General features: G+C 52.5%; 18 protein-coding genes. 6 read left to right on the plus strand and 12 right to left on the minus strand.

Features of this window, described 5'->3' with window-relative positions:
* Positions 1-51: 51 nt before the first annotated feature.
* Together M493_RS08200 and M493_RS18550 are read left to right on the plus strand one after the other, a co-directional pair.
* Complete coding sequence (locus tag M493_RS08200; RefSeq protein ID WP_020959852.1) at positions 52-1,644, plus strand: Vga family ABC-F type ribosomal protection protein; 1,593 nt, start codon at positions 52-54, stop codon at positions 1,642-1,644.
* 161 nt (positions 1,645-1,805) lie between these two features.
* Positions 1,806-1,976, plus strand: a complete 171-nt coding sequence (locus tag M493_RS18550) for a hypothetical protein (protein WP_235183453.1) — start codon at positions 1,806-1,808, stop codon at positions 1,974-1,976.
* A 110-nt stretch (positions 1,977-2,086) separates the two neighbouring features.
* Here the strand turns inward: M493_RS18550 and M493_RS08205 are convergent, their stop codons facing one another.
* The 7 genes from M493_RS08205 to hmpA form a co-directional block, all read right to left on the minus strand.
* Positions 2,087-2,281 carry a hypothetical protein gene (locus tag M493_RS08205; protein ID WP_020959854.1) on the minus strand — a complete coding sequence of 65 codons (195 nt, stop codon included), beginning with the start codon at positions 2,279-2,281 and terminating at the stop codon, positions 2,087-2,089.
* Positions 2,282-2,457: 176 nt separating this feature from the next.
* The gene (locus M493_RS08210) at positions 2,458-3,699 is read right to left on the minus strand and encodes a DHH family phosphoesterase (RefSeq protein ID WP_020959855.1); all 1,242 of its coding nucleotides are present in this window, start codon (positions 3,697-3,699) and stop codon (positions 2,458-2,460) included.
* An 18-nt stretch (positions 3,700-3,717) separates the two neighbouring features.
* The gene (locus tag M493_RS08215) at positions 3,718-5,625 is read right to left on the minus strand and encodes a nitric oxide reductase activation protein NorD (RefSeq protein ID WP_020959856.1); all 1,908 of its coding nucleotides are present in this window, start codon (positions 5,623-5,625) and stop codon (positions 3,718-3,720) included.
* A gap of 10 nt (positions 5,626-5,635) precedes the next feature.
* Positions 5,636-6,511: an ATP-binding protein gene (locus M493_RS08220; protein WP_020959857.1), complete on the minus strand. Its 876-nt coding sequence runs from the start codon at positions 6,509-6,511 to the stop codon at positions 5,636-5,638.
* A gap of 129 nt (positions 6,512-6,640) precedes the next feature.
* The gene (locus tag M493_RS08225; protein WP_020959858.1) at positions 6,641-7,015 is read right to left on the minus strand and encodes a helix-turn-helix transcriptional regulator; all 375 of its coding nucleotides are present in this window, start codon (positions 7,013-7,015) and stop codon (positions 6,641-6,643) included.
* Between the two features lie 117 nt (positions 7,016-7,132).
* Positions 7,133-8,035: a formyltetrahydrofolate deformylase gene (gene purU / locus M493_RS08230; RefSeq protein WP_020959859.1), complete on the minus strand. Its 903-nt coding sequence runs from the start codon at positions 8,033-8,035 to the stop codon at positions 7,133-7,135.
* A gap of 199 nt (positions 8,036-8,234) precedes the next feature.
* Positions 8,235-9,470: an NO-inducible flavohemoprotein gene (gene hmpA / locus M493_RS08235; RefSeq protein WP_020959860.1), complete on the minus strand. Its 1,236-nt coding sequence runs from the start codon at positions 9,468-9,470 to the stop codon at positions 8,235-8,237.
* 171 nt (positions 9,471-9,641) lie between these two features.
* Between hmpA and nsrR the strand changes: the two genes are divergently transcribed.
* The 4 genes from nsrR to speE all read left to right on the plus strand — a co-directional run bounded on the left by nsrR (position 9,642) and on the right by speE (position 11,425).
* Positions 9,642-10,088 (plus strand): nitric oxide-sensing transcriptional repressor NsrR, encoded by a 447-nt coding sequence (nsrR, locus tag M493_RS08240; RefSeq protein ID WP_020959861.1) that lies wholly within the window; start codon positions 9,642-9,644, stop codon positions 10,086-10,088.
* Positions 10,066-10,293, plus strand: a complete 228-nt coding sequence (locus M493_RS18970) for an FAD-dependent oxidoreductase (protein ID WP_023817615.1) — start codon at positions 10,066-10,068, stop codon at positions 10,291-10,293. Before nsrR ends, M493_RS18970 begins: the two co-directional genes overlap by 23 nt.
* Before the next feature lie 24 nt (positions 10,294-10,317).
* The gene (locus M493_RS18680; RefSeq protein ID WP_020959863.1) at positions 10,318-10,467 is read left to right on the plus strand and encodes a hypothetical protein; all 150 of its coding nucleotides are present in this window, start codon (positions 10,318-10,320) and stop codon (positions 10,465-10,467) included.
* Positions 10,468-10,549: 82 nt separating this feature from the next.
* Entirely contained in the window at positions 10,550-11,425 is an 876-nt protein-coding gene (gene speE / locus M493_RS08245) for a polyamine aminopropyltransferase (protein ID WP_020959864.1), read from the plus strand.
* Between the two features lie 93 nt (positions 11,426-11,518).
* Here speE and M493_RS08250 read toward each other — a convergent pair whose 3' ends face one another.
* The 5 genes from M493_RS08250 to treR all read right to left on the minus strand — a co-directional run bounded on the left by M493_RS08250 (position 11,519) and on the right by treR (position 17,499).
* Positions 11,519-12,712, minus strand: a complete 1,194-nt coding sequence (locus M493_RS08250; RefSeq protein WP_020959865.1) for an acyl-CoA dehydrogenase family protein — start codon at positions 12,710-12,712, stop codon at positions 11,519-11,521.
* 150 nt (positions 12,713-12,862) lie between these two features.
* On the minus strand, positions 12,863-14,359 hold the full coding sequence (locus M493_RS08255; protein ID WP_235183454.1) for an aminotransferase class V-fold PLP-dependent enzyme: 1,497 nt from the start codon (positions 14,357-14,359) through the stop codon (positions 12,863-12,865).
* 127 nt (positions 14,360-14,486) lie between these two features.
* The gene (locus M493_RS08260; RefSeq protein WP_020959867.1) at positions 14,487-14,933 is read right to left on the minus strand and encodes an acyl-CoA thioesterase; all 447 of its coding nucleotides are present in this window, start codon (positions 14,931-14,933) and stop codon (positions 14,487-14,489) included.
* A 207-nt stretch (positions 14,934-15,140) separates the two neighbouring features.
* On the minus strand, positions 15,141-16,553 hold the full coding sequence (locus tag M493_RS08265) for a Na+/H+ antiporter NhaC family protein (RefSeq protein WP_020959868.1): 1,413 nt from the start codon (positions 16,551-16,553) through the stop codon (positions 15,141-15,143).
* A gap of 232 nt (positions 16,554-16,785) precedes the next feature.
* Positions 16,786-17,499 carry a trehalose operon repressor gene (gene treR, locus M493_RS08270; protein WP_020959869.1) on the minus strand — a complete coding sequence of 238 codons (714 nt, stop codon included), beginning with the start codon at positions 17,497-17,499 and terminating at the stop codon, positions 16,786-16,788.
* Positions 17,500-17,520 lie beyond the last annotated feature (21 nt).

A 17,520-nucleotide genomic window follows, 5' to 3' on the forward strand; every position in this document is an offset into this window, starting at 1 on the left:
ATGGATAGGGGGCTTTTTTGTCCCCGTAAAATCAAAAATGGGGATGATCATATGATTCTTCTAGAAGCGTTCAATATCAAACATTATGTGAAAGACCGGTTATTACTTGATGTCGATCGATTGACCATTTATAAAAATGACCGCATCGGCTTAGTGGGGCGTAATGGCAGCGGCAAGACGACATTGTTAAACATATTGGCAGGAATGATTGCCCCAGAAAAGAGAAGAGTGGTTCGCCATGCTCGATGCGAATTGTTGCCACAGTTAAAGCAGATGGACACTGCGAAAAGCGGCGGAGAAGTGACACAAGCCTATATTCGCGATTTGATGACTAAAGACCCGGAGCTTTTGTTGGCGGACGAACCAACGACCCATTTAGATCAAGAGCATATCGAATGGCTAGAAAAGCAGTTACAGCAATGGAAGGGAGCGTTTATCCTCGTATCCCACGACCGGGCGTTTCTCGATGCGCTTTGCACCACCATCTGGGAAGTTCATGAAGGGAAGGTCAAAGAGTATAAAGGGCGTTACAGCGACTATGTGGAACAAAAAGAACAGGAACGCCGACAGCAACAGTTAGCTTATGAAAATTATGAAAAAAAGAAACAAGCGCTAGAGAGAGCATTGGAACTAAAAAAGCGAAAAGCGGAAAGAGCCACAAAAGTTTCCGGAAAGAAGGTGAGCCCATCGGAAGCGAAAATCACCGGGGCGAAGCCGTATTTTGCGAAAAAGCAAAAAAAGTTGCAAAAAGCAGCCAAAGCCATCGAAACAAGATTAGAGAAACTAGAAAAAGTGGAAAAAATAAAGGAACTGGCTCCCATCAAAATGAACTTGCCTAACGAGGATACGTTTAAAGATCGAATCATTATTCGAGCGCAAGAGGTCGCAGGCGTGATCGGCCAACGTGTTCTATGGAATAAAGCGAGCTTTCATGTACGTGGGGGCGAGAAGCTCGCGATTATCGGCCCGAATGGGAGCGGCAAAACTACTTTAGTGAAAAAGATCGTTGACCAAGAAGAAGGAATTATAGTTTCCCCAGCGGTGAAAATGGGGTATTTTAGCCAAAACTTAAATATTTTAGATGTTCATCAGTCGATTTTGGAGAATGTACGCTCCACATCGAAACAAGATGAAACGCTTATTCGCACCGTCTTGGCAAGGCTGCATTTCTTCCGAGATGATGTTTATAAACCCGTAGGAGTTTTAAGCGGCGGTGAGCGGGTAAAAGTCGCGCTTGCTAAATTATTCGTCAGTGATATCAATACGCTCATTTTAGATGAACCGACAAACTTCCTCGATATTGAAGCGATGAGCGCATTGGAATCGCTATTACAAGAATACGAAGGAACCGTCATTTTCGTATCCCATGACCGTCGGTTCATTGAGAATGTCGCTACACGTATATTGGTGATTCGCCATAAAGAAATTCAACTGTTTGACGGAACATATAAACAATATGAGCAGCAAAAACATCGCGATACGCGCAATACGACAGAAGACGAGCGGCTTTTACTCGAGACGAAAATAGCGGAGGTGCTGAGCCGCTTGAGCATTGAGCCAAACGAAGAGCTTGAACAGGAATTTCAGCGGCTTTTGGCGGAAAAACGAAAACTGGATTTCGGGGAAATTGATAAGTTTACATAATATAAATTATAGGAAGTTATATTCGGTTTTGTCTCAATAACAAGTAATCTTTTGATAGTGAGACGAAAACAAAAAAACAACGCCATCCGGCATGAATGAACGGTTTTGCAGCATACGCATGATAGCGAGCATACGTCGGTTCGTAAAGGAGTTGCATGATGATGAGAGCTCGTCCATATTTGTTGACAAGAAGTGTCGTGCCGGAAAATCAAGAGTCGCCGATTTGGTTTTTGCGCCGTTCATGGCTTGTGCCGGAGCAGTATGTGTTTCGCCGCAATCATTTTCCGTATCCGTCTCACCTTCCTGATCGCGTGCGGGTGCAAATCAAATAAAAACGTGCAGTGTTCCCGAGTGTCTCAAGAAAACACTGCACGTTAGCCGCTGCGTGTCGATTGTCGCAGGAAAGGCATGCTCCCATCCTTTCTTTTTTCAACTTTCAACGTTATGCAATATCGGTATGGCGATAGCGGACTCCTTTATACCGAATGCGAACCGGCACGCCTTTTTCTTGTTTATATTTGATAAGGAGCCGTTGGGCTTTTGAAAAGGCTTCCATCATTCCGGACGCCAAGATCGCCTCTTCCCACACGACCGTCTTTCCTTGATCTGTCTGGAAGGAAAAGACATACTGCTTCACCTTTTTCACCCCCTATATAGTTAATTCCATTATAATCGAAGACTGTTTTTCCTAAACACCAAAACTGTTACAATTATGTTAACATTTCTGTGCCGCGTTGCTGTGACAAAGCCGTTTTTTAACCGCTGCACGGAATGCAGTCCCCCCGTCCCCGTTCAATCGTGTGAAAACCGGCATCATCGTTCGATGCCGGTTTGTTGGTTGTATTGCTTGACAGCTGCCGGATAGTCGGCTTGAATGGCATCTTTATCCCGGCCGAGCCGCGCGCTTAAAAACTCAAGCACAGCGGCATCGTGAGCAAGCCCTGCGGCAAACTGCCGCTTCAGCCAGCGTTCGCCCGTGGCTTCATCGGGGAATGTACGAGCTTCTCCCCCGTCGGCATACCATGTCCATCCTCGTTCCGTCTGACGGCTTAACCACCATTGGCCATGATGATTCGTCCAAAACACGCCTTCCGCCTCTTCCCGCTTGTTCAGTTGGTTTTGTTCCGCATCGCCATAAACGGGTGCAAGCGGGAACGTTTCGATGACAAACAGCGGGAAGGTCGTGTCATCCACAAAGCAGCCCGATGCCTTCGGGTGGCCGCCGCCGCCAAACTGCTTAGCGAACTCAGCAACATTGACGTCATCGTGAATGGTACGAAAGCCGATATGCTTTGTCCCCATATTGACCATAGCGATGAGATCCAGATGCGGGTATCGTTTCGATAAGGCGTTGCCAAGTTCGGAAAGATTCCGCTCGGCAAACACAACGCCAATGCAATAATCACCGAGCCAGCGTTGAACGAGCTGCTTTTGTTTTTGCCGGATGTAGCGTTGAATTTTCTTTTCTTCCGTATCCAAAAGCAGCTCTTCCGTTTCGGTCAAGGCGAACGGTTCACCGGAGGCGAGACGCTCGCTCATCGTCTCCCAAAAGCCGTCGAGCCCCAAAATCGAAAACAAATCATTGAGCCGCTTGGCTTGCACATTTCCGTTTTCTTCCCATTCCCATGTATCGTATTGACGGACGAGCTCGACGAACGTTGCTAGCGAGTCGCTTGGCGTCAGTTTCCCTTCCCGGACGAGGTATTCATAAAAAAGAGAAGTCGCACACGTTTTTTTGCCGTCACCATCGGCCGGCACAACCCACCCCCACGGGTAGTCATTGAAATGAAGTGCCGTCACGTGGTGATCGACGACTTGCACATGACCGCCGCGCTTGGCCCGTTCGGCGAGCTGCTGCTCAACATCCTTGCCGACGGCCAAGTCGGTGATAAACAGCATGGCGTTGTCCGCTTCTTCAGTTTGTAGAAACCGGGCGACCCGTTCATCCAAATTCCGGTAGGAGCAAAACGAAATGTTTACTTCCGTAAACGCCAGTTTGGCGAGCAACCCGCAGCCGATACCGTCTAAATCGCTGTCGGTAAATAATTTGATCATCGTTTCCCATCCTTTTTGTCACAAGCTTTTTTGCAGCCACGTTTTCAAAAGCGGAAGCAGCCGGTCCGTCAGCTCACTGACATGTGGTACGAAGACGCGGAAACGGCCGTAAATGTTTTCGATCGTTCGTCGCGTCGGTTCGTCATCCGCCCCGCGGCCTAAAAAGAGGTTGACGACCTCAATGCCGCGGCGCCGCGCTTCGACGACCGCTTCATGTGTATCGATGATGCCGTTTTGTTCGTAGCCATATGCGGCCGGTTCGCCATCGGAAAACACGAGCAGCACTTTTTGTGCTTCCGGACGGCAGAGGAGTTGTTCTGTCATCCAACGGATGGCGAATCCGTCACGGTTGTCTTCGTGCGGCTCAAGCTGCAGGATCGACGGGCCGCTTGATGGCTCCAATGACTGGCGAAACGATATGGCCATTTGCATATAGTTTGGCTGCCAAGAAGCGGTGGCTTCGTTCGCATCTTCCCAAAATCCAACAATGGCGTGCGGCACCCGCAGCGTTTTCAGCGTCTCGTGGCAAAGAATAAGGCCGGTTTTCGTCTCCTCCATTTTGTCATGCATCGAGGCTGAACAATCAACTAACAGCCCGAACACTGCATCAAACCGCCGCGCTGGCTCGCCTTTTTTGTAAAACAGGCGCGGCCGCTCTTCGGTGAAAAACGGCACTAACTGTTTGCGCAGCCGCCCGGCGGGCAAGTTAGTGCGCCAGGCGCTGCGCTGATGCTCAAGCCATTGCTCCATCACGCGCACGAGCCGCTTCCGGTACGGCGCCACCGCTGCCTGCTTGGTGCGGTACTGCTCGAGATGAGTCGGACTTGGCGGCGAGGTAGGAAGAAGAACGAGACCGGCTTGACGGTTCACCTCGCCATACGGTGCACCGTTTCCGGTAGACGGATGGTCGCCGAAGGAGGCGTGCGCCTCGGGACCATATTCGTTTCGCTTCGTCGGCCGCGACGTTCCTTGGACGATGGCGAGCGCCTGATCTCCGTCCTCACCTGGCCGCGCTCCGTCGCCAAACATGCCGGTGCGCGTGCCGCGCTCCAACTCAAAGCGGAGAAAATTCCCGCCTGTTCGACTCGTTTCCCGATGCCAGGTTGACAGCACTTGCCGGTGCACTTCCCCGCTTGGGGAATCATTCAATGTATCGCGGTTTTCCAACGGATCGGTCCGCTTTAAATCGTGAAGCGTCATCTTCCGTTCTTCATCATGATCAACGATCGGCAGCGACGTGTAGGCGTTTACCATATCCCCTGGCAGCACACGTTCCATCAGCTCTACAACCGCCAACGCCCAGCGGGCCGTTTCCGCCGTCGATGAGGCGTCAAAAAATTGCGGCCATAGCGCTTCAAGGCGCGCTTGTCCGGCTCCATCCGCCATCGGGGCGAGCGGAACATCGTCAAGCGGCGAATCCGCGGTCAGCCGCAAATACATGGCGGCCAAAAATTGATCGGCCAAGGCACCCCGCGTCCGGTTCGCCTGCCATTGCTGGAAAAAATAGCGGCGGTGCAAGCGGCGGCGTGCGCGAAACCAACGTTTCAACCCCGGCCGTTCCCGCTCGCAGACAGCCTCTAGGCGAAGATCTTCAGCGAAGGAAAACAGCTGCTTTAACAGTTTTGGGAGCCGCTGCGCCTCGGCTGTCCGCCGGAAGGCGCGGACGGCAGCCGCATCGGTATGCCGGTATGTGCCAACCATCCGCAAGGCGACGTCGCTTTTCATCGCCCGTTCTTTATCCGGAAGTGGGTACACATCCCACAACTGGCTGACATAAATCGTCTGCTTGGCCAAATGCACGCCGGAGTGGGCGGCAAACTCCACTGTCCAACGGCGGCTGCGGGCAAGCGTTTGGGCGAGATCGGAAAGCTGCATGACCAAAAACGAGTCGATCGGCCGGTCGTTGAACATCATAAACCGTTCCATATGCCGCCTCCTACTCATCAAACCATGTTTCAGCGATGTTGCGCGCCGCAGCCCGTTCCCGCTCATCGTCGAGCTTATCGACAATGCTTCGTTCAATGGCGCGCAACGGCGGCATATACGCGGCCAAGTCACACGCATCCAACAGGGCGCGCACCGAGGCCGCTTCCTCGGCGACTTGCCCGTTTCGCACTTGCGCGAGCAAGTCGGCTGACAGAGAAACGAAACGGTCGATCAACGTTTCGTCCGTTAATGTAGTTTGCGCCAACAGCACCGATTTTAACGTTGCTCCTTGCACGTACGGCACATCGATGACGACAAACCGGTTTTTTAACGCTTCGTTGAGCGGCACGGTGCCGATATAGCCTTCGTTGATCGCTGCGATGACGCCAAATGTCGGCTTCGCCTCGACGACCTCGCCGGTGAGTGGGTTGGTGAGCCGGCGCCGGTAATCGAGGACGCTGTTTAAAATCGGGAGCGTTTCCGGTTTGGCCATGTTGATTTCATCAATGTATAACAAATGGCCTTTTGTCATCGCCTGAATGACCGGGCCGGGAACGTAATCAATCACCGCCTGGCCGCCACGGTGCACGATCGTCTTAAACCCAAGCAGCGCTTCGGCATCGAGGTCGACGGAGCAGTTGATGCTGTGCATCGGCTGCCCAAACAAGGCTGACAATGTTTCCGCAAGCCGCGTCTTTCCGGATCCGGTCGGTCCTTTTAAGAGCACGTTTTTTCCAAGTGCGAGCGCGACTGCCGCATCATGGAGGATGGCCTCGTCTTCGGCCGTATATCCGCCAGACCCGACCAACACCCGATCCGGGTCGCGGTGGAACAGTTCTTTTCGCTTTTTCATTTCTTCGGTTACAACCAATGGCCATGTGATCATGTGATGTCTTCCCTTCTGTCGCCATCTTTCCCTCTCATTCTACTAAATCACCCGCCAGGACGCAAAACAAACGAAGTATACTATAATTATATTATGTAAATAAGATGAAGAAGGAAAAACAGGGCGCTCCTAGCTGTAGTTGTCCTCAATCGCCTTGCGAATGAGCGCCGCGCATCGGTCGAGTTCCGCTTTCAGCTGCCGTTTGTACAGTTTCGCTTTTTCCTGCCCGCCCTCGGCGAACCGGTAATACACCACTTCCTGGTACTTCATTCCCTCTTTTTTCTGTTTCACTTGTTTTAAAATGCCGTCTTCGATTAAATCGTGGAGCGCTTTGTACACTTCTGAATGGTTCGGGCGATAACCGAACGGTTTAAACTCCTGACGCAGCACATCGAGCAGCTTCAGGCCGTACAACCGTTCCTGCTCCGTCAACGTAATCAAATATAATTTTAAAAACGCACGTTGTTTTAACAGAAAACCGCTAGGCGTCCGTTTCTCCCCCATTGCATGCCCTCCTTCCTTTCCATTGGATTTCGCTTTCTAGGCGGCGGATTCCTGCTTGGTTCCGCTTTCTTTCCATTATATCACAAAGGGGAAGGAAATGTCCTTCCCTGCTGCCTGTTAGTAAAACACGATCGTTTTGTTGCCGTGAATAATGACCCGGTCTTCCAAATGCCATTTGAGCGCCCGAGCGAGCACCGTCTTTTCAATCAAGCGGCCGATCCGTTTCAAATCGTCAGGGTGATGGCGGTGATCGACACGGGCGACATCCTGCTCGATGATCGGCCCTTCATCCAAATCATCGGTGACATAGTGGGATGTAGCGCCGATCAGCTTCACTCCGCGCTCATACGCCCGCTCGTACGGCCTGGCGCCGATAAATGCCGGCAAAAATGAGTGGTGGATGTTGATGATCCGCCCCGGGAATTCGGCAACAAACGCCGGCGATAAAATTTGCATGTAGCGGGCGAGCACGATCGTATCGATGCGATATTCATGAAGCAGACGAATTTGTTCCGCCTCGGCATCGGCTTTCGTTTCTTTCGTCACCGGAATGTACACATACGGGATGCCGAGCGGTTCGACCGCATCGCGCAAATCCGGGTGGTTGCTGACAACGAGCGCGATATCGGCGATCAGTTCGCCTGCCTGCCATTGCCAAAGAAGTTCAAGCAAGCAGTGTTCCGCTTTCGAGACGAAAATGGCGATCCGCCGAATATCGTTATGGAGGCGAAGCTGCCAATCCATGCCGAACTCAGCGGCGATCGGGGCAAACGCCGCCTCGATCGCCGCTTTTCGATCGGCAATGTTGGGACAGTCAAACTCCAAGCGGAGGAAAAACGTGCCTCCTTCTGGATCGGTCGAGTATTGGCTGGACTCGACGATATTGGCGCCATGTTCATACAAAAAAGACGTGACCGCGGCGACAATGCCTGGGCGGTCCGGACAGGAAATGAGCAGCCGGGCGCGCTGTTCATACCCTTGCAAGAATGATTGCCAGCGATGTTGGCGAAACGTCGTCATCGATTTTCTCTCCCTTTTCCTGCAGTCGTTTGCCTTCCATCATACAGAAAAATTTTCTTCTTGCCAACAGATTGTGCCTAAATTTTCACTACAGACATTGTAGCAAAGGTTGACGCCAAATAGGAGAATTGTTGATATTCTCCATCACAAAAGGCATCCCCTTGGTGGGGATGCCTCCTGTTGATGGAACAATGATCGGTCAGTCTTTCGTCAAATCGCCGGCCGGGCCGAAAAATTCGTAATGGATGCGTTCTTCCGGCACGCCCCACTCTGTTAAGGCGCGATAGACCGTTTTCATAAACGGCACCGGGCCGCAGAAGTAGAAGTCAGCGTCTTTCGTCGGAATAACCGTTTGCATCCAGGCAAGATCGATCCGTCCTTCTTTGCTGAAATGCGGATGACGGCGGTCGTCTTCAGACGGCGACTCGTAACAGAGATAGTAGGCAAACGACGGGCGTTCGGCCAACGTCCGCAACTCTTCGTCAAACGCCTGCACGCGGCCGTTTAGGGCAGCTTGAAGAAACGTCACCGAACGATTCGGCTGACGGATGGCCGCTGTGCTGGCCATGCTCAAAAGCGGGGTGATCCCCACGCCGCCGCTGATCAACACAACTGGGGTTTCCTTCGTCAAATCAAGCGTAAAGTCCCCGGCTGGAGCGCTTAACTCGACGACATCGCCTTCGTGAATGTGGTCATGCAAATAGTTCGACACGATGCCGGCCGGTTTTTCCGCCGTTGCTGCTTCCCGTTTGACGCTGATGCGGTAATACCCTTTGCCGGGAGCGTCGGATAAGCTGTATTGGCGAATGTGCGTATACGTTTCACCAGGGATGTCCAGTTTTACGCTCACATATTGGCCCGGCAAATAGTCGCTGATGGCGCCGCCGTCTTCCGGCTCGAAATAAAACGACGTGATGACGTCGCTTTCTTTCACTTTTTTGGCGACAACAAAGCGACGGAAATCGCGCCAACCGCCCGGTTTGGCTGCCGCTTCGTTATACATCCCCTCTTCGACTTGAATAAAGACTGAGGCAATGGCTTCATACGCTTCCGCCCAAGCCGCCATCACCTCATCGGTGGCGGCGTCGCCAAGCACGTCTTTGATTGCCAATAACAAATGTTTTCCGACAATCGGGTATTGTTCCGGTTTGATGCCCAAGCTCCGGTGCTTATGGCCGATTTGCCGCACGACCGGCAAAATGGCATCGAGCTGATCGATATAGCGCGCCGCTGCGTATACGGCTGCCGCCAGAGCGCGTTGCTGCCGCCCTTGTTTTTGGTTGGCATGGTTGAAAATATTCAACAATTCCGGATGGTTGGAAAACATCAGTTGGTAAAACCGTTTGGTAATTTGTTCGCCGTGCTGCTCCAACACTGGTACGGTCGATTTGACGATCTCAATCGTTTTTGGGTGCAAAGCCGTTGTCGTAGCCATGTGTCATCCCCTCACAAAAACATGTATTTTAAATACATGTTTTATTCAACCATACGCATAGTGAAAAAGCAATATTTCAAATGCATCTTTAACAAATTGTTCACAATTCCCTCCTAGAGACAGGTGTGATACAATGGAAGCAACCATCTCGTCTAAAGGTTGTGGATGACCATGCAGCTGACGAACTATACAGAATATGCGTTGCGTGTGCTGCTGTTTTTAGGAACGCTCGATGAAGGCGAAAAAACAAATATTAAAGAAATTTCCGCTGCGTTTTCCCTCTCTGAGCATCATTTAAGCAAAATTGTCCATGAGCTCGGAAAGCTTGGCTACATCGAAACGATCCGCGGACGCAACGGCGGAATTCGCCTTGCGAAACGACCGGAGGAGATCGTCGTCGGTGCGGTCGTCCGCGAAACCGAGGACAATTTGTCGCTCGTCGAATGTTTTGCCGCTCATGGCAATGAATGCGTCTTGACGCCTGTCTGCCGGCTTCGCTCCGTGCTGCAGGAAGCGCTGGAAGCATTTTTGCGGGTGTTGGACGCCTATACGCTTGCCGATTTGCTTGAAAACCGCGGCCCGCTCCGCCTATTGCTTGGCGGGCGGCACAGCCAATAACGGCTCTCCGGCTTCGGCCGGAGAGTTTTATTTTGCGCCCAAGCAGGCACACTATAAGCAAGCATCGCCGCACGAAGGAACAGATGGGCCCGGTTTGACGTTGGCGGGAGACTATACGCGCCAGCCGTACTTTGCGACGATGGAAGGGACGGTCGTCTCAGGGGAGCGGGCGGCAACGGTCGTCGCCCGCCGTCTCGGTTTATGATTGAAACGAAAGGAGGAGGAAAGGATGCGAAAACGATGGATGCCGCTTGCCGCCATTTGCGCGTTAGCGGTCAGCCTTTGTGCCGGCTGCGGCCAAGACGAGGAGCGGCCGGAAAAACGCAACCAGTCGTCGAACATGGGCGGCGGGATGAACACGTCCGGCACCGGCCGGTAAACCCCTTTGTTTGCCACCGCGGGCATAATATATTAAGATTAGAAAGGTGTGAGAAAAAACTGCAAAACCAAAGGAGGTAACAATGAAACAGCAAGGAAACGCTTTACCCCCTTACTTGCATATGGACAACGGAGAGCTTTGGCTCACCGAAGATGACCGCGACAATTTGAAAATCAGCTACCGGATCAAAGAGGTGATCTTTGCCGAGCCGTCTGAGTACCAGCATGTCATGATTTTGGATTCGTATGATTTTGGCCGCATGCTCGTGCTAGACGGCGTCGTGCAAACGACCTCGATTGACGGCCATATTTATAATGAAATGATCTCGCACGTGCCGCTTCAGTTTCATCCGGAAGCCAAACGGGCGCTGATCATCGGCGGGGGCGACTGCGGGGCAGCCCGGGAGGCAGCCAAGTATGCCCGCCTCGAGGCGATCGAGATGGTGGAAATTGATGAAAAGGTCGTCCGGGCGTGCAAAGAACATTTGCCGGCCGTCTCCGGCAATTTATCCGACCCGCGCGTCCACTTCATTTATGGCGACGGTGTCGCCTTTGTGCACGGGAAGGAACACGAGTACGATGTCATTATGATCGACTCGTCCGACCCGGTCGGCCCGGCTGAGGCGCTGTTTTCACCAGAGTTTTATGCCAACGTGCACCGGGCGTTAAAAGAGGACGGGTTGATGGTGTGCCAAAGCCAGTCGCCCATTTTCCATTTGGATATTTTAAAGCGGACATACCGCAACATTCGCGAATTGTTCCCGCACGTGCTCGTCTACACGGCGGTTGTGCCGACGTATCCGGGCGGGCTGTGGAGCTTTACGATCGGCTCCAAACGGCCGCTTGAGTTTCCGGCGCAGACGGCGATTCCAAGTGATACGAAATATGTCAATGATGCTGTCTTCCGCCAATGTTTCGCCTTGCCGGAATTTTTGCGTTCAGCGCTCGATATGAAGTAATTTCATCAAAAAAAGCTGCCCTTGCGTTAGGGACAGCTTTTTTTGATTTCCGCCGCATCTTCTCCCGCCCTTTTCCCTGGAGAGGAAATCCTTTTAATGGTTGCTTGGTTCGCTTGGCGGGTGATTGGCCAACACCCGTTTTACCAGCCATGCGAGCGTTAAGTCATCGGCTGGCGGATTGTGCAGACCGGCGCGGACATCCCGATAATAGCGTCCGAGTGGGTTATCAGCGAATAAACTTTGCCCGCCAACGATGCGCATCGCCCAATCGACGACCTCAAGCGCGGTGTTCGTAGCAACAAGCTTGGCGGTTGCCAATTCCTCCTTCATCTCGGACCGTTTGTCGGGATAACGGTCCCACAAGTCGGCGATGGTGTACAGAAAATGGCGGGCGTGAACGAGGCGCCACTCCATCTCGGCGATTTTCCGCTGCACCTCCGGCGTTGAGGCGATCGGCTGCGACAACGTGTTCGGCTGGTACGTTTGGGCAAAGCGGATCGCCTCATGGCGGGCGGCGATGGCGATCCCTAAGTAGCATGCCGGGACATGCAAAAGCCATCCTTGCGCCGGCACTGCACCGGTCGGTTTCTCCAGCATCTCCACCAACGCTTCCTGTTCGATCTCGACACCATCTAAGATGAGATCGTCGCTGCGCGTCGCCCGCATGCCGAGCGTGTTCCATGCGGGCTCGATGCGGACACCCGGGGACGCCATCGGCACAAGGAATTCCCCGACTTGGCCGCTGTCTTCAATTGTGGCCGAAATCAGTACGTAATCCAACGCCGGAGCTAACGACGCAAATGCCTTTCGTCCACGGAGCACCCAGCGGCCATCGCGAAGGACGGCGGACGTTTCCGGCTTGCCGCCGCGCGCGGGGCTGCCGGTCGCCCGCTCGGAATGGGCGCTGTTAATGAGCACATGGTGTTCTGTCACCTCTTTGGCCAAGCGGGTGAGCATCGATTGCGGCCAGCGGCGAAGCAAAAACAGACGCATCAAGATGCTCGCATGCCACCCGAACGACAAGGCGGTAGCACCGCTGCCTTGGGCAAGCACTTCTTGCACCAACACCAACTCATAAAGCGACGCCCCTTGGCCGCCGTATTCAGTTGGAACAGTGAACGAAAGGAAACCCGCTTCCTTTAAATCGGCAAAATCGGCAAAAGGAAACTCCGCCTGTTCGTCATAATTCGCCGCTCGCGCCGCGAACCGCCCGGCGAGGTGCCGCGCCTGTTCGTACAGTTCCCGTTCCCGCTCAGTCCGCACGATCAAATGGTACAATTCGTTCATCAGCTCTCTCCTTCTTTTGTTGTTGAGATGATTTCATTGTACCGGTTTTGATTAGGGGTGAAAACCAAAACGCTCCCCCGTCTATGCTCATGCTAAGAGACGGGAGACTTCCCGGTCTGAAATGGAGCCGTTCCTGCTTCCAGACGGCCATTAAAAGAGGAAAAAATGCCGGATATACCGGTCATCACCACGGTGGACAAACTCGTTTTTTGCCGCATCGTATTCGTATTCATCTTGCCAGCGGCGGCCATAGCGGGCGATTTGGCGGACGGCGCGAATGATCGCATACACTTCTTCATTCGTCATCGTCGGGTGGAGCGATAGACGTATCCAACCCGGTTTGGCGAGGGCGTTGCCGCTTTTGACTTCCTTCAGCAAGGCAGCCGACTGTTCTTGATCAATGCCAAGCAAATAATGGCCGTACGGGCCGGCGCATGAGCAACCACCGCGTGCCTGAATGCCGAAGCGGTCGTTAAGCAGTTTGACGACAAGATTATAATGAAGTCCCTCGATCACGAACGAAACAATGCCAAGACGGTCGCTCCGATGTCCTTCTAGCACATGAACACCAGGGATGTCCTGTAACGCCGGCAGCAGGAGCGAAACGAGTTCTTTTTCCCGGGCGCCCATCTTCGTGATATTCATCTGCTCTTTCAGTTGGATGGCGAGCGCTGCTTTGATCGTTTGCCAAAATAGCGGTGTTCCCCCGTCTTCCCGCTCTTCGACTGCTTCCACGTACTCATAATGCCCCCATGGATCAGTCCAATACACCGTCCCGCCGCCCGGATGGTCCGGCGCCTTCTGGTCGTACAATCGACTGTCAAAAATAAGCACGCCGGCGCTTCCCGGCCCACCGAGAAACTTATGCGGAGAAAAATAAATGGCATCGAGCTTTTCGAGTGGATCATCCGGGTGCATATCGATGCGGACGTACGGAGCGGAAGCGGCAAAATCGACAAAACAAAGTCCGCCGTATTCATGCATGAGTTTGGCCAATTCGTGATACGGCGTCTCTAGACCAGTGACGTTCGAGCAGGCGGTGAATGCGCCGATTTTTTGCGGCCTCTGCCGGTAGCGCTTGAGCAGCTCGCGCAAATGATCAAGATCAACCCCACCGTTGGCGGTGGGCCGAATCGTGACGACTTCAGCGATCGTTTCGGTCCATGATAATAAATTCGAATGATGCTCCATATGGGTGACGAAGACGACCGGACGCTCATCATCTGTAAGCGGAAGATGCGGCTTCCATCGTTCCGGTACGCGCAAGCCAAGCAAGCGCTGCAGTTTGTTGACGGCGCTCGTCATGCCGGCTCCTTGCATGATCAATACGTCGTCCCTCCCGGCGTGAACGTGCTGTTTGATGATGTCTTTGGCGTATTGATACGCAAGCGTCATTTTTGTTCCGGTCACATTTGACTCCGTATGCGTGTTGCCGACAAATGGACCAAGTTCGCGAACCATTTTCTCTTCAATCGGCCGGTACAGCCGTCCGCTCGCCGTCCAGTCGGCGTAGATGAGCCGCTGTTCGCCAAACGGCGTAGAAAACGGATGAAACCGGCCGATTGTTCCGTCGCGAAACGGTTGGAAGTGGTCCTCGAGCTCGCCGCGACACGTATAGGTGGCGCTTCCAATTTTTGCGTGAATCACCGGCATCGTTCTCCTTTCCGGGTCAACTTACTCATACAATATGTGGCCATTGGGCGGTTCGGTCCAGAGAAAACGAACAAAGGCAAAAAAACCCGCCCTGCCGGCGGGTGACGCAACCTAAACATAGTCATTGTTTTTCGCAGCGAACAGATGAATTTGTCTCCTCGACAGCGGAGACGAGGTATTGCGCAAGCAACGCCCGCAAGTCATCTGGAAGCGGTTCGCTCATTTGCGTATGGAAGTTGAAGTAGACGACTGCCGCTTCCCCGATGGCGATCAGTTGGCCAGTCTCTTCTTCAATAATGCGGTGAATGCATTGAAAACTTTTATGACCGATGCGGGAGACGTTCGTTTCGACACGGAGTCGCCGGCCAAAAAACCCTTGATTGACAAAATCGCATTTCGCAGACGCCAAAATAAAATGCCAATTGCCAGTTCGTCCTCCATAGCTTAATTCATCGAATAAGCGGGTGCGCGCTTCCTCCAAATAAATGAAATAGCTGATATTGCTTAAATGCCCGAGCGCGTCAGTTTCGCAAAAGCGAGGATTAATTGTGATCGTATGTGTTTTCATTTCTCTCCCTCTCCCCTTCTTAGATGGAGCCAAGCGTTCGATGCGTGGATCATCCTGAACACTTGACTACCGACTAGTCAGTATGTTGTTTTTATCATAGCTTGATTTGCTTTATGATGCAACTGTTTTGTTTTTAATATTGATTAATTAGAACATGGTGTTATATTATAAATAAGGCGAAAGAAAGGCTGGGCGGAAACGCGTCTTCTAACCGACCCAAAGCGGCAAAAGCACGTACCCAGCGAGCGACAGCCCAGCACAAATGAGGGAGATGCGCAACTTATATTTTGCATAACTCATCAAATCCATATCCATAATTGCCGCCGTTGTAATCGTTGTATCGCCGAGCGGTGAAGCGAACGCACCGAACGTTCCGCTCGCAAACACCGCGCCGACGGTCATCTCAAGCGGCGCTCCGGTCGCATGGGCGAGTGTGACGCCAAGGGGCATGAAAATGCCCCACGTCCCCCATGACGACCCGATAAAATAGGACAGAAACGAGCCGGCTAAAAACACGGCCGCCGGCACGAACGGCCCGGGAAGCCATGTCCCAAACGTCGAGGCCACGTAAGCAGTGAATCCGAGCTCCCCGGCTACCGCCGATACGGCCCAAACGAGAATCAACATGCCGATCGGCGCCATAAGCTCGTTGCCCCCGGCGAAAAAATGATAAATGAGTTCCGAGAGCGACTGCTTGCGCCACAAGTAAAACACCATGGACAATAGGATCGTTACAAACAGCGCCAAAAGCATCGCCCATGTCGCATCGGCTTCGGAAAACGCCTCAAACCAATCGCGCGCTCCACGCTGACGGCCGTCATAGACAAAAAAGACAAACGTTAATCCGAGCAGCAGCGCCAACGGGACGAAAAGATGAAGCGGCTCTCCGGCGATAAGCGCCAGTTCTTTGCGCAGCCCGAGACCGTGCAGTTCATTCGTTTCGCCTTCCCCTTTTTTGGTCTGCGGTCTGCCAATCCGAATGTTCAACAGCGTCGTCAACAGCCCGACAATAAGGGTGATAATGGCAAACAAGTTGTATGGCAAACTGCGTAAAAACATATCATACGCTGATTCACGAATATCGTTTTGCGCCAGCGCTGCCGCCACCACTGAGGTCATGAAGCCGACAAACGCCGTCGCCGCCGGCAACAGCACGATGATCGGCTCAGTCGAGACATCGATGATGTACGCCATGCGGCGACGGTCGATGCGAAACTGGCGAAGCACCGCCTTCATCACCGGCCCAAGCAGCATAATGCGGAACATCGGCATGAAAAACGTTACCGGCACTGTCAGCCAAACGAATAAAAGCAGCCCGCGCTTCGTGCGGATGCGCCCGGAAAGCCTTTCGACAAACCCTTTGATCCCGCCGGTAATTTGCATCATGCCGACAAGCGAACCGAACAAATATAAAAACGCTGCTACTTTGATATGTTCAAGATCGCTAAGCGAATGAAGAATGGCGGAGACGGTTCGCTCGATGGCCCCAATGACCGACTGCTCAAGGCAGAGCGCCCCGACAAGCAGACCGACAACGAGGCCGGGCAAAATTTCTTTCAGCCAAACAGCAAGTGGAATGATGAGAAGAAAAGGCAACAGCGACCACCAGGTTCCTTCCACGTCGGCGCCCCCTTTCTGATGCCGTTGTTAACAAGGATAGCCATAATGTAGATTGTTTATGATTTTTAATGATTATTTAGAACATAGTTTTATTTTATTGTTTATTTGTTTCCCCCACGACTAGAGCGCCGAAATAAAGATGGGACTGATCTACAACGCGAATGCGTTTTAGGCCAGTCCCAGAAAAACATGAAGCTTGCCGCCCAACTTGCTAGCGCACGGTCGGACTTCGTCATTTCCGACGGGCAAAGTCGACAAAACGAAACTTGTCAAGCCGGTGCCGCGATTCCGTGTATTGAAACAAGGCCGCATCGTTTAAATAGACGTAGTTTTTCACGACAACGACGCGGTCATCGCCATTTAGATCCAAATAGCGGCGGTCGTCCTCCGTTGCCTCATCGACCGACATTTCCTTTTTCGCGAAGCTGATCGGCAAATGAAGTTTCGTTTCCAAATATTCATAAATTGAGTCTTCGCAAATCTCTTTCGTCAATACCGGAACATATTTTTTTAAGAAAAAATCTTTATCTAAAATGATCCGCTCCCCGCCGATTTCGCGAACGCGCACGACTTTCCAAACATCATCTTTGCTTGATGCGCGAAGCTGCTGCCGAAGCTCGCCGTCCGGCTTCACGACCGCCAGTTCATGGACGATCGTCCGCACCGGCTGTTTCATCGTTTGCGCCAGCTCTTTGAAGCTGACAAGCCCGGAGACCGGAAAGTCGTATTTGCCGACATCAAGCACAATCGACCCTTTTCCTTTCATTTTTTGGATGTATCCGTGCTCGGACAATAAGTTGAGCGCTTTGCGAATCGTCTCGCGCGATGTCTCATACCGGACAGCCAGCTCATTTTCTGACGGCAGCTTATCGTACGCCTTCCATTCCCCATGACGGATGCGGGAAACGAGATCGTGATAAATGGCTAAATATTTGTTTTCATGCATGATCATCACCGTCTGTATTGT

The sequence above is a fragment of the Geobacillus genomosp. 3 genome (assembly GCF_000445995.2).
Taxonomy (GTDB): Bacteria; Bacillota; Bacilli; order Bacillales; family Anoxybacillaceae; genus Geobacillus.